This is a genomic window from Stenotrophomonas maltophilia group sp. Smal32 (assembly GCF_030237085.1).
Classification (GTDB): Bacteria; Pseudomonadota; Gammaproteobacteria; order Xanthomonadales; family Xanthomonadaceae; genus Stenotrophomonas; species Stenotrophomonas maltophilia_Q.
Genome location: NZ_JASJSI010000029.1, coordinates 1 through 12689, shown reverse-complemented (window position 1 = coordinate 12689; position 12689 = coordinate 1). Strand labels below are relative to the sequence as shown.

General features: G+C 66.8%; 12 protein-coding genes. 2 read left to right on the top strand and 10 right to left on the bottom strand.

The genetic code is table 11. From position 1 onward, the window contains the following. Positions 1-55: 55 nt before the first annotated feature. The gene (locus QRO91_RS09355; RefSeq protein WP_049428996.1) at positions 56-1630 is read left to right on the top strand and encodes a sensor domain-containing diguanylate cyclase; all 1575 of its coding nucleotides are present in this window, start codon (positions 56-58) and stop codon (positions 1628-1630) included. A 34-nt stretch (positions 1631-1664) separates the two neighbouring features. Here the strand turns inward: QRO91_RS09355 and QRO91_RS09350 are convergent, their stop codons facing one another. Then, positions 1665-2552, bottom strand: a complete 888-nt coding sequence (locus QRO91_RS09350; protein WP_049428997.1) for an energy transducer TonB — start codon at positions 2550-2552, stop codon at positions 1665-1667. Between the two features lie 66 nt (positions 2553-2618). Beyond that, entirely contained in the window at positions 2619-4349 is a 1731-nt protein-coding gene (aceK, locus tag QRO91_RS09345) for a bifunctional isocitrate dehydrogenase kinase/phosphatase (RefSeq protein ID WP_049428998.1), read from the bottom strand. Positions 4350-4590: 241 nt separating this feature from the next. Here aceK and QRO91_RS09340 point away from each other — a divergent pair, with 241 nt between their 5' ends. Beyond that, complete coding sequence (locus QRO91_RS09340; RefSeq protein WP_238378648.1) at positions 4591-5328, top strand: KilA-N domain-containing protein; 738 nt, start codon at positions 4591-4593, stop codon at positions 5326-5328. Between the two features lie 153 nt (positions 5329-5481). Here QRO91_RS09340 and QRO91_RS09335 read toward each other — a convergent pair whose 3' ends face one another. The 8 genes from QRO91_RS09335 to queF form a co-directional block, all read right to left on the bottom strand. Next, the gene (locus tag QRO91_RS09335) at positions 5482-5841 is read right to left on the bottom strand and encodes a hypothetical protein (RefSeq protein ID WP_049424080.1); all 360 of its coding nucleotides are present in this window, start codon (positions 5839-5841) and stop codon (positions 5482-5484) included. 53 nt (positions 5842-5894) lie between these two features. Further along, on the bottom strand, positions 5895-6311 hold the full coding sequence (locus tag QRO91_RS09330) for a roadblock/LC7 domain-containing protein (protein WP_049429000.1): 417 nt from the start codon (positions 6309-6311) through the stop codon (positions 5895-5897). Then, positions 6304-6852, bottom strand: coding sequence for an ATP/GTP-binding protein (locus QRO91_RS09325; protein ID WP_049429001.1), 549 nt, complete (start codon positions 6850-6852; stop codon positions 6304-6306). The genes QRO91_RS09330 and QRO91_RS09325 overlap by 8 nt, the downstream gene beginning before the upstream one ends. Further along, positions 6845-7807, bottom strand: coding sequence for a hypothetical protein (locus tag QRO91_RS09320; RefSeq protein WP_285310368.1), 963 nt, complete (start codon positions 7805-7807; stop codon positions 6845-6847). The genes QRO91_RS09325 and QRO91_RS09320 overlap by 8 nt, the downstream gene beginning before the upstream one ends. A gap of 362 nt (positions 7808-8169) precedes the next feature. After that, positions 8170-10392 (bottom strand): NADP-dependent isocitrate dehydrogenase, encoded by a 2223-nt coding sequence (locus QRO91_RS09315; RefSeq protein ID WP_049429003.1) that lies wholly within the window; start codon positions 10390-10392, stop codon positions 8170-8172. Positions 10393-10729: 337 nt separating this feature from the next. Next, the gene (locus QRO91_RS09310; RefSeq protein WP_049429004.1) at positions 10730-11242 is read right to left on the bottom strand and encodes a hypothetical protein; all 513 of its coding nucleotides are present in this window, start codon (positions 11240-11242) and stop codon (positions 10730-10732) included. Between the two features lie 45 nt (positions 11243-11287). Beyond that, positions 11288-11581 (bottom strand): LysM peptidoglycan-binding domain-containing protein, encoded by a 294-nt coding sequence (locus tag QRO91_RS09305; protein ID WP_005411287.1) that lies wholly within the window; start codon positions 11579-11581, stop codon positions 11288-11290. A gap of 174 nt (positions 11582-11755) precedes the next feature. After that, positions 11756-12574: an NADPH-dependent 7-cyano-7-deazaguanine reductase QueF gene (gene queF / locus QRO91_RS09300; RefSeq protein ID WP_049429005.1), complete on the bottom strand. Its 819-nt coding sequence runs from the start codon at positions 12572-12574 to the stop codon at positions 11756-11758. Positions 12575-12689 lie beyond the last annotated feature (115 nt).

Genomic DNA, 12689 nt, shown 5'->3' with positions numbered 1-12689 from the left:
GTCGCCCCTTCCGGAGAACCGGTCGGGTCCAGCCTCCTGCCGGATCCGTCGACGCATGCGAACGCTGTCTCCCCGCCTCAACCTGGGCAAGCTGATCCTCGCCCTGGCCCTGCTCAGTGCCATCATCGCGCTGGCCAACACCCTGCTGGCCAGCTACCGGGTGCAGCGCGACCAGCTGGTCGGCAATACCTTGGAAGCCAACCGCGTCTACGCCACCAAGCTGGCCGAGACCACCCAGAACTTCCTGCTGGCTGCCCAGCAGGAACTGGCCTACGCCGCCACCCGGCTCGGCCAGGGCAATCTCGATCCGGCGCAGGCCCAGGACGAAGCCAGCCGCCTGCAGCTGCAGACCAACAGCTTCAACTCTTCGCTGGTGGTGGATGCCGACGGCCTGGTGATCGCCACCTCGCCGCAGACCCTGCAGCTGCAGGGCGAAGTGCTGCACAGCGTCGGCAACAACGCCGCACTGGCCGCGCGCCAGCCGATGATCAGCGACCCGTACCAGTCGGCCACCGGCAAGCTGCTGGTTTCGCTGTCACACCCGATCTTCGACCGCCAGGGCCGCTATCGCGGCTACGTCAGCGGCACCCTGTACCTGCGCCAGCGCAGCGCGCTGCACACGCTTCTGGGCAAGCACTACTACCGTGATGGTTCCTACCTGTACGTGGTCGACCGTCATGGTCGCCTGCTGTACCACGCCGATGGCAAACGGGTGGGCGACTACGTGGTCGGCAACCCCGCGGTGAAGGCCGTGGTGCGTGGCGAGCGCGGCGCGCAGCAGGTGCGTAACAACCTGGGCGTGTCGATGCTGGCCGGCTACGCGCCGGTGGCGGCCACCGGCTGGGGCATCATCGCCCAGCGCCCGACCGAGGCCACGCTGCAGCCGCTGTCGCGGTTGATGACCGCAGTGATCTGGAACGCGATTCCGCTGGGCCTGCTGTCGCTGCTGATCACCTGGTGGTTCGCCCGTCGCATCTCGATGCCGCTGTGGCAGCTCGCACGCAACGTGCAGGGTGGCGAAGACACCGGCAACGCGATCAACCACGTCAGCGGCATCCGCGCGTGGTACTTCGAGGTCGCCCAGCTGAAGCAGGCGGTACTGCACAGCTTCAATGCGCTGCAGGACCGCATCGGCACGCTCAACCGCGCCAGCCGCACCGATCCACTGACCGGCCTGCTCAACCGCCGTGGCCTGCAGCAGGCGCTGGATGCCCTGCAGGTACAGGGCATCCCGTTCGCGATCCTGGCACTGGACATCGATCGCTTCAAATCGATCAATGACAACCACGGCCATGATGTCGGCGACGCCGCCATCGTCCATATCGCCGACCAGATGCGCCGCTACTCGCGCGACAGCGACATCCTCTGCCGCGCCGGTGGCGAGGAGTTCCTGCTGCTGTTGCCGGGCATCAGCGCCGAGTCAGCGCGACAGGCTGGCGAGCGTCTTCGCCAGCACATTGCCGACCATCCGTTTGAGCCGGTCGGCACCATCACCGTCTCGCTGGGCGTGGCCCATTTCCCAAGCTTCCACATCGACGCCGAGCAGGCGCTGCGACTGGCCGACAAGGCGCTGTACCTGGCCAAGGAACAGGGCCGCAACCGGGTGGTGGTCTACCCCTACGCCGATTGACGCGGAGCCGGCCTGGCCGGCTCCGCAGTGATCGTCAGCCCTGCTCCAGCGGCGTCAGCAGGCGCAGGCCGCGCTTGGCGCCGTCCACCATGTAGATGCCGCCCTCGGGCAGCAGGTCGCTGCCGGCCTGCTCGATCGCATCTGCCTTCCGCCACGGCACGGCCTGCCGCGGGCCCGGAATGAAGGCACGCCAGCGGCCATAGCGCTCCGCTCCATTGGGATCATCGTTCAGGCCGAAATTCACCGGTATGCGTACCGTCCAGCTGTCGCGGGTGCTGGCTTCGCCGGTAGTCGGTGGCTTGAACGTCCACTTGCGGGCACTGCTGACGGCGGCCCTGGCCAGGATCTCGCGCATCTTGGCAAGGGCGCGCTCGCGTCCGACCACGGTCATGTTCACCTGCTCGGCGACGACATCGGCCACCGTGCCATCACGCGCGATCCTGACCACCAGCAGCACTTCACCCTGCCCACCGCTCCGATAGACCTCTTCCGGATAGCGCGGGGGAGTCATGCGCCCTTGGGTCACCGAATCGGTGGCCTTCTCATCGTACTCGCTGAAATTGACGCTGGTCATGCTGACTTCGTAGCCACCATCGGCCATGGCCTTGCCGCGCAGGCGCACCCGCAATGGCGCACGTGCCGCCACCGCCTTGCCATCGCGCAGGGTGGGTTCGAAGCGCCAGCCACCGATGGTGCCCTCCACGAAGGACGCGATGCTCGGAGACAGCATCGACTTCTGGTCCAGTACCAGTGAACTGACCGCGCCCTCGGGCGTGACCTCGATATGGCCAGAGAGCACCATGCTCATCTCCGCGGTGGCACGCACCGCGCGCGTGGTCTGTGCGCTGGCATCGCCAGCAAGCAGGGGAGCGCCGGCACCGACGGCCAACGCGAGAGCGAGGAACAGGGGGCGACGCATCATTGCCGGATCCTTGGTGATGAGTGCCGAGCGTAGCGCAGTCTTCACATCCGGGACAGTCCGGCCTGGCTACGCCAACCGGTGCGCGCCAGCATAGGGCGGTGTATCCGGATAGTCACCGCGGGCGAAGCGCTCCTGCAGGCCCTGCCACCACGCCGGATCGAACAGATGCCGGTAGTGCTCGCGGACCGCGGCCAGTTCACCCGCCGGCAGGCCCATGAACGGGCCGAAGCGTTCGGGGAACACATCGCGCGGCCCCACATGGAACCAGGGTTCGTCAGCCAGTGCTTCCTCCGGTGTGCGCGGCTGTGGCCAGGCGCGGAACACGCAGTCGCTGACCAGGCACAGTTCGTCGTAGTCGTAGAACACGGCCCGGCCGTGCCGCGACACACCGAAGTTCTTCGGCAGCATGTCACCGGGGAAGATGTTGTTGCGTGCCATGTCGGTGATCGCCTGCGCGTAGTCGAGCACCGCTGCACGTACCGCCTCCCCGCCCTGCTCGCGCAGGTACAGGTTCAATGGACGGAAACGGCGCTGCACGTAGCACAGTGCGATCTCCACCTCGTCGCCATCGACGCGCACGCTCTGTGCACACTGCTGCAGCAGTTCGTCCAGCAGTGCAGGAGCGAAGCGGTCGCGTGGGAAGCGCAGGTGGCGATAGGGCTGTGCGTCGAGCAGGCGGCCGACGCGATCGAGGTTGAACACCAGCGCGTACTTCTCTTCCACCTGCTGCCGCGACATCGCCTTGGGCCATGCGAAACGGTCGCGGATCAGCTTGAACACCAGCGGATAGCTGGGCATGGTGAACACCGCCATCACCATGCCCGGCGTGCCTTCGGCATGCACCAGCCGCTCCTGCGGATGCTCGTTGAAGTGGCGGAAGAAGGTGCGGTAGCGCTCGGTCTTGCCCTGCTTGGCACGGCCCAGCACGGTGTAGATCTCATCAATGGGCTTGCCCGGCAGCAGGCTGCGCAGGAACACTACGGCATCACCTACCGTGGCCAGGTTTGCCTGGAAGTAGCTGCGCGACACGCCGAACAGATGGGCGACGTCGCGGCGCCGGGTCAGTACCGCGTCGGCACGCAGTCCACGCTCATCGTTGACCAGCGCGATCACGCAGGGTGAGAAGCGGTGCTCGCCGAACACGCGGCCGACCAGATAGGCGCGGCGCTCGCGATAAAACACGGTGTCGAGCAGCTCGACGCTGCGCACGGGTGTATCGCCCCAGTGGGCCAGGTCGTCCTGCAGGCGCACGGCGATGGCCGCCGCGCAGCGCAGCTGGTGCGCATACGGAATGTCGAAGCGATAATCGGCCAACGCGCGCTGCAGGGCCTCCACCGGCCGCGTCGGCGAAACCGCGTAGGTATGCCGCGCGACCGGATGGGTGATCGCATCGGACGGCTCGACATCAAAGGCGATGAACTCCAACGCCGGATCCACGCCGCGGGTGGCGAACATGCGCCGCGACAACGTGTTGTAGAAGGTCTTGTACAACTCGGCGTCGATCAGTCCCAGCAGCAGCGCGCTGTACTGCGCGTGCACCTGCAGCCATAGCGCACGTTCGCCGATCGCCTCGCCGGCAAGGCGGCGCAGTGCATCCATCTGCTCGGCAATGCACAGGTCGTACAGCGCAATGCGCTCGACCGCATCCTGGCGGGCGCCGGCCCAGTCGCGCTGCTCGAAGCGCTGCCGCGCGCGGGCGGTCACGCCTGCGAATCGAGCGTGGTAATCCTCGAAGCCATCGCGGATGGCCACCGCGATGCGCGGTGCCAGCTCGGCAGCAATGTGAGGCTCGGACATGCAGGACTCACCCGGTAGGACCGGCTTCACCATACGCTGGCGTGGGGTGGCTTGTGTAGAGCCGGGCCCATGCCCGGCCCGGTTCACCGCAATCTGCCCGAAGCACAGCCGAGCGTCGGCCCGGCTCTGCCGGGGCAGGCCCCTTGCGTCCCACGAAAACGCAACGATTCCTACAGACCCCGGTCCACCGCGTTGCCTACCCTTTCAGGCTCACAACGGCACGAGGTGACGCATGCAGCAAATGACCCTGATCCCACGCATGGAGGAAGGCAACGTAATCCCGCAGCGGGTGCGAGACGGCTACATCAGCGCCACCGCGCTGTGCCAGTCCGTGAACAAGCGCTGGTCCGACTACCGGGCACTGAAATCGACGGAGGAGTTCCTGCAGGAGCTCACCCTCCAGACCGGGCTGGCCGAGCACGAACTCATCCACGTGGTCTCCGGCGGAATCCCGACCATGCAGGGCACCTGGATCCATCCCTATCTGGCCATCAACCTGGGCCAGTGGCTGTCCCGCAAGTTCGCGGTGAAGGTGGCGCAGTGGGTGGTGGAATGGCAGCAGGGTCGCGCCAACGCGGTGATGCCCGTGCATATCGAGCGCTACATGCAGAACCGGGCCAGGGTGCCGTACACCCACTTCTCGATGCTCAACGAGCTGACGTTGAACCTGATTGCACCGCTTGAACAGGCTGGCTACACCCTGCCGCAGGCGCTGGTGCCGGACATTTCCGAAGGGCGCCTGTTCTGCAAGTGGCTGAGGGACCAACGGGGTGTCGACACCGATGCACTGCCGACGTATGACCACACCTACCCGGATGGGCGCACGGTGCCGGCCAAGCTGTACCCCAACGAGTTCTACGAGGACTTCCGCCGCCACTTCAATGAAGTATGGCTCCCCGAGAAAGCACCGGCGTACTTTGCAGCGCGCGACAGCAAGGCGCTTTCGTTCGTGGCCGCGCTGCTGCTTCCGGCGAAGTGACTGCGGCTGAAAGCAGCCGAGCATGGCTCGGCTCTACAGATGCGAAGCGCAGCCGAGCATGGCTCGGCTCTACAGATGCGACGCGCAGCCGAGCATGACGTTTCGCTCTCCTGTGGAGCCGAGCCCATGCTCGGCTCCACAGAAGCCGGCGCTTCAGATCGCCAGATCGGCCTCCACGTCCTGCACCTTGCGCCGGGCCAGGGCCAGGTTGGACTTGGTACGGTCGAGCACGATGTAGAAGAACAGCCCCTTCTTCTTCGCCACCGGGCGCATGATGTGGTACGCCTTGCCCAGCGAGATCAGGATGTCCTCGATGCTGTCGTTGAGATTCAGCGATGCGGCGGTCTTCATCTTGGCGCGGATTACTTCAGTGTTGCCGGCGGCGGCCACTTCCATGTCCATGCCGGCACCGGCCTCGCCCAGCAACATGCCGCTTTCGTAGTCGACCAGCGCCACTGCCTGCGCGCCGTCGATGCCCATCAGTGCGTTCAACGATTCATTCAATCCAGCCACGTCGCACCCCTTGTCGATGTTGGTTCGAGCCCCTCGTTCCCCTGCGGCCGGGCTCACGATCCGCCGAGTTCAGCCAGGATCGCCTGGCCACATTCCCTGCTCTGCCACAGCACCTGGCCGATCACGCTGCGCTGGTCGCAGGCCGCCATCAGCAGCAGCGGCGCGCGCCCTTCGGCCTGGATCGCCAGCATCAGCACCTTGCCGCCCGCGGCCTCCAGCATCAGCGTCTGCAGATCACCCAGCACCAGTTCGCGCCCCACCGCTGCGGCCAGCGCCAGCATCGCGCTGGTCATCGCTGCCAGGCGTTCACCACGCCCTTCGGCACCGGCACTGACCAGGGCGAAGCCATCGACACTGGCCAGCACCACCGTGCGTACGCCTTCCACCCGCTGCCGCAGGTCCTGCAGCAGCGGCTGCAGGCGCTCACGCTGGCCGGCATCGGGCAGTACCGCCACCTGCCCGTCAGCCATGCGCGGCCACCAGTGCGTGCGCTTCCATCTCACCCATCAATACATCCATCAGCAGCAATCCCTGTTCGCGGTCGCGGGCATCCACTGCCAGCAAGGGCAGCGGTTGATCATCGAGGCTGGCGCGTGCAGCCCAGTCATCCAGCGCGGCGTGCGGCGCCTGGTCGAGATGGGTGACGGCCACCACCAGTGCCAATGACGATGCGAACGGCCGCAGCACCTGCAGGTAATCCTCCAGTTCGGCAACCACGCCCGCGCGCCGCGCGTCCAGAAGCAGCACGGCGCCGCGGGCGCCCTGCAGCAGGATCGGCCAGAGGAAATCGAAGCGCTGCTGGCCCGGCGTGCCGTACAGGCGCAGACGCTCGCCATTGGGCAGGTCGATATCGGCATAGTCCAGGGCGACGGTGGTGGACGCCTTGTCGGCACCGACGCGGTCACTGTTGGCCACATCGGTATCGATCACCGCCCCGGCCGCGATGCTGCGCACCAGGGTCGATTTGCCACTGCCCATGCCACCGAGCACCACCACCTTGTGCTCACGCATTGCGCTCGCTCCCGCGCAGGTGCCGCCACAGGCGGGCGAGCAGGCCGTTGTCGGTGCCGGCAGCACCTGCCGACAGCGCTACCGCCGGCGCTGCCTGCAGCTGCGCATAGCCGCACAGGTAGGCGGCATGGATGAAGTCGCGCACGGCAGCGGCTGGCAGCTCGAGCAGCATCGCGCACTCGTCCACCGTGCACGCGCGCTTGAGCAGCAGCGAGCACAGCCGGAAGCCATCGTGGTCATGGCCCAGCACACGGAAGTCGGGCCAGCGCAGCAGCTTCACCGAAGCACCACGCAAGCGCTCGTCCAGCGCCTGCCAATGGCGGCTGCGCTGTGCCCACTGCCACAGCAGGGGCCGCAGCGGCTGCCGCGGCCGATCAGCGGCCAGGGCCTGCAGGCGCGCTGGCCTGAGCGCATCCAGCTGCAGGCGTTCGAAGGCATCGGCCAGGCGTTCGACCAGCGCAGCGGCAGGCTCCTGCAGCAGCACCGCCTGGTCGTGCTCCAGGTCCATCAGCAGTATCGGCTCGCCGGCATCGCAGAGCAGGGCCTGGCCCTGGCGCAACGGCAGCCGCTCGCGCAGGAGGCGGGTGATGGCGTGTGCACCATCGGCCAGGCGGATCGGTGCGGGTGCCTGCATGGCCAGAGGCTCCACTGCCAACTGCATCCCGCGCAGCGCGCGGCCGATGGCTCCGTCATCAAGTACGTCCTGGTGGCCATCGCCGTCGCGCAGCTGGCCCCCCAGATCCTCGATCCAGCACTGCAGTCGCGGTCGTTGCTGGCGCATGCGCAGGGCTGCATTGCGCAGCGCCGGTGTATCGCGGATGACCAGCAGGTCGCAGTCGTCCAGGTCCTGGCTGCGACGGATCTGGCCATCAGGCAGGGCCGAGGCCAGTCGCAGCCGCTGCAGCAGGGCTTGCTCGCCCTGGATGTCGGTTCCCACTACCAGCACGCGTGCCATCGGTGTTCCCCGTGCGACCACCTCCCCGGTGGTCTCGCGTCGCCAAGGCTAGGGCATCGCTGGAGGCAACCGTCGTGATCGATTGCTCAGATTGAAGGCAACTGCAAACCCGTGCCGATCCATTCTGCGACCGCCATCGCGGGCAAGTTTCATGCCCTCTTGACAGCATTACGCCGGTTGACGGATTTCGCGGTTCTGGTCGCCGGGGGATGGGGTCGGAGCCCTCTGCGGGCAGAGGGATCCGACCCCCAAAGCAGATTGGGGTCAGATCCCTTTTGCGCGCAGAAGGGATCTGACCCCGGAGGCAAAAAGAAACCCGCGCCGAGGCGCGGGTTCCGGTGTCACGACCAAGCGGCGATGTATCAGCCGCGCAGCTGCTCCAGCGCGGCGTTGAAGGTCGCGCTCGGGCGCATCGCCTTGCCGGCCTTGGCCACGTCCGGGCGGTAGTAGCCGCCGATGTCCACGGCCTTGCCCTGCACAGCGATCAGCTCTTCAACAATCTTCTGCTCGTTGTCGGTCAGCGCCTTGGCCAGCGGTGCGAAGCGTGCCTTCAGCGCAGCATCTTCGTCCTGCGCGGCCAGCGCCTGGGCCCAGTACAGCGCGATGTAGAAGTGGCTGCCACGGTTGTCGATGCCACCCAGCTTGCGCGACGGCGACTTGTCGTTGTCCAGGAACTGGCCGTTGGCTTCGTCCAGCGCCTTGGCCAGCACGCGGGCGGCGGCATTGTCGTAGCGGTTGCCCAGGTGTTCCAGCGACGCGGCCAGGGCCAGGAACTCACCCAGCGAATCCCAGCGCAGGTAGTCCTCTTCAACGAACTGCTGCACATGCTTCGGGGCCGAACCACCGGCACCGGTCTCGAACAGGCCACCACCGGCCATCAGCGGCACGATCGACAGCATCTTGGCGCTGGTGCCCAGCTCCATGATCGGGAACAGGTCGGTCAGGTAGTCGCGCAGCACGTTGCCGGTCACCGAGATGGTGTCCTCGCCCTTGCGGATGCGGTCCAGCGAGAACGCGGTGGCTTCCACCGGCGGCAGGATGCGGATGTCCAAGCCGGCGGTGTCGTGGTTCTTCAGGTACTGCTCGACCTTGGCGATGACCTGCGCGTCGTGGGCGCGGGCGGCGTCCAGCCAGAACACGGCCGGGGTGCTGCTCAGGCGAGCGCGCTCGACGGCCAGCTTGACCCAGTCCTGGATCGGCGCGTCCTTGGTCTGGCACATGCGCCAGATATCACCGGCTTCCACGGCATGTTCGAAGACCACGGTGCCGGCGTCGTCGGTGACCTTGACCACGCCGTCGGCGGCGATCTGGAAGGTCTTGTCGTGCGAGCCGTACTCCTCAGCCTTCTGCGCCATCAGGCCGACGTTCGGCACCGAGCCCATGGTGGCCGGGTCGAAGGCGCCGTGCGCCTTGCAGTCGTCGATGACGGCCTGGTACACGCCGGCGTAGCAGCGGTCCGGAATGACCGCCTTGGTGTCCTGCAGCTTGCCTTCGGCGTTCCACATCTTGCCGGAGTCGCGGATCATCGCCGGCATCGAGGCGTCGACGATCACGTCGCTCGGCACGTGCAGGTTGGTGATGCCCTTGTCCGAATTGACCATGGCCACGCCTGGACGCTGTGCGTACTCAGCGGCCAGGTCGGCTTCGATCGCGGCGCGGGTGGCTTCCGGCAGCGACGGCAGTCGCGCGGCCAGGTCGCCGATGCCGTTGTTGGCATCGAAACCGGCCTGCTTGAGCACGTCGGCGTGCTTGGCCAGCACGTCCTTGTAGAACTCGTTGACCGCCACGCCGAACATGATCGGGTCGGAGACCTTCATCATGGTCGCCTTCAGGTGCAGCGAGAACAGCACGCCCTGGGCCTTGGCATCGGCAATCTGCTCACCGATGAACGCGGCCAGTGCCTTGCGGCTCATCACCGCGGCATCGACGATCTCGCCGGCCTTGACCGCGGTCTTTTCCTTCAGCACGACGGCGCTGCCGTCCTTGCCGTGGAAGGTGATCTTCAGCGAACCGGCATTGGCCAGGGTGGCCGACTTCTCGCTGCCGTAGAAATCGCCGGCGGCCATGTGCGCGACATGCGACTTCGAATCCGACGCCCAGGCGCCCATGCGATGCGGGTGCTTGCGCGCGTAGTTCTTCACCGACAGCGGTGCGCGGCGGTCGGAGTTGCCTTCACGCAGCACCGGGTTCACTGCACTGCCCTTGACCTTGTCGTAGCGCGCCTTGTAGTCGCGCTGCTGGTCGTCAGCCGGGGTTTCCGGGTAATCCGGCAGCGGGTAACCCTGGTCCTGCAGTTCCTTGATGGCCGCCTTCAGCTGCGGCACCGAAGCGGAGATGTTCGGCAGCTTGATGATGTTGGCGTCCGGGGTGGTCGCCAGCTGGCCCAGCTCGGCCAGGTCGTCGCTGACCTTCTGTGCATCGGACAGCAGTTCCGGGAACTGCGACAGGATGCGGCCGGACAGCGAGATGTCACGGGTTTCCACCACGATGCCGGCAGTGGCGGTGTAGGCGTCGACGATCGGCAGCAGCGACTGGGTGGCCAGGAACGGGGCTTCGTCGGTCAGCGTATAGAGGATCTTGGACATGGGGGACTTGGACTCTGTAGCAATGCTCAGGGGAAGGCCGGCGCCAGCGCCGGGCCACGTGCAACCGTGTCGCTTTCCCCCGTCGCCGTCAGGGTGGGCGCGCGGCGGGGAAACCCCTGCATTGTCGCGTTTTCAGCCGCGCGGGGCAAAGCCGCGCCATACGCGGCGGTACTGCACGGCGGCAACGGTGTGATCCATCCACGCGTGGATGAAACCCAGCCCCAGCATCGGTAGATCCACGCCATGCGTGGATGAAGCCAACCGTCGCCCAATAAAAAAGGACGCAGCCTCGCGGCTGCGTCCATCGTGAGTCCTGCCGGGAGAGAGTCGGCAGGACTTACTTGACCTCGAACTCCTGCGGCGTTCCGGCCGCCTTGCCATCGACCATGACCTCGGCGCGGTACTTGCCGGCCGGCCAGCCCTTTGCATTCTTGAACGTGACGTTGGTGGTCTCCGCGCCGCTGGCATTCAGGGTCGCGGTCTGTTCGCCGGCCACCTGGCCGTCCTGGAAGGTCAGCTTGGCGCCGACATTGACGTTGTTGGCAGCGCCATCGGTCTTGACCGAGACGATGACGTCATCCTTCGGCGAGAACAGTGCAGCCGGGGTGACCGACTTGTCGGCGGCAGCGGTCTTGCCCACGGTGACTGTGGAAACGCTGACCGCAGCAGCTTCCGCCATCGGCGGCGGTGCACCGGTCATCGGCGCCGGCGCTGCCGGCTCGGCTGGAGCCGTGGCAGCCGGAGCGGCGTTGGTGTCGGTCGACTCTTCCTTCTTCTTGCAACCGACCAGGGCGACACTGCCCAGCAGGGCGGCGATCAGGGCGGTCTGGAGCGGGGTGGTCTTGATCATTCGGGGTTCCTCCCAGGGATTGTCGGACGGCGTTCGAACGCCGGCTTACTTCGGCGGCAGCTTCAGGGTCTGGCCCGGGAAAATCTTGTCCGGGTCGTCAAGCACATCTCGGTTGGCTTCGAAGATCTTCTTCCAGGCGTTGGCGTCGCCCAGATGCTGCTTGGCGATCTTCGACAGCGAGTCGCCCTTCTGCACGGTGTAGGTGCCGCCGCTGACGATCTCGGCGGTGCTGTCCACCGAAGCGCTGACGCCGGAGAAGTCCGCCTTCGGCACCTGCTCGGCGGTACTGTCGACGCTGGCGCTGACGCCGGAGAAATCGGCTTTCTTCTCGGTACTCATCCACAACTCCCGTCTGCATGACTACGTGGCTCGCACGTTGCCATGGCGGTTGTTAAACGGGGATGGTGCAGATGTGAAGCCGCCCCGGGGGGCGGCTGAACAATCGAGGCGGAAGGTGGCCGCTGCGCTCGCCGGGCGTGGCCCGGCGCTACCCGTAACCGCCTGCGGCGGCGGTTACTGGCGCAGTTCGCGGTAGGTCGCTGCCGGGGCGACGATGCCGGGGCTGGCGCGCCACGGGTTGATGTCCAGGCCGCCACGGCGGGTGTAGCGGGCTTCCACTTCCAGCCATTGCGGCTGGCAGCGCGCGGACACCTCGCTGAAGATCCGCTCAACGCACTGCTCGTGGAACTCGGCGTGTTCGCGGTAGCTGACCAGATAGCGCAGCAGGCCGGCACGGTCGATCCTCGGCCCGCGGTAACGCAGGCTGACCGTGGCCCAGTCCGGCTGGCCGGTGACCGGGCAGTTGGACTTCAGAAGCGCCGAGACCAGGGTCTCTTCCACCACTTCACCGGCATCGGCCGAGAGGAAGTCGGCCTGCGGCGGGCCGTAGCAGTCGATCTCCAGTTCCAGCCCGTCGATGGATTCACCGAGTGGCGTCTCGCGCAGGCCCGGCAGGCCGAACTCGACCTGGACCGGCGCACCGGCGCAATCCGACAGATCCGCCACGATGCGCGCACGCAGTGCCTCGGCGCTGTCGATGCGGGTGCTGTTGAGGGAATTGAGGTACAGCTTGAACGACTTCGATTCGATCAGCCGTGGCGAGGTGCACGGCACCTGCACGGTGGCCACGGCCACCTGCGGCTTGCCGCGCGGGTCGAGCCAGCTCAGCTCGAAGGCATGCCAGCGGTCGTGGCCGACGAACGGCAGCGCGGCGTCATCGAGACCGATCTCGGCGCGGGCGCCGCTGCGGGGGATGGGAAACAGCAGGCCGGGATCGTACTGCGACGGGTAACTGACCTCGCGACCGAGGCTGGAATCCTGTGGGGTGTTCATGGCGGGCATTGTATCGCGCGGAGGGCGGGCCTTCGGCCGGGCCGGCCAACGGCGGAGCCCCTCCGTGGTGGTTGTGTTGCCGGATGCCGGGGTTGGCCGGGAGGGTGGCTTGGCT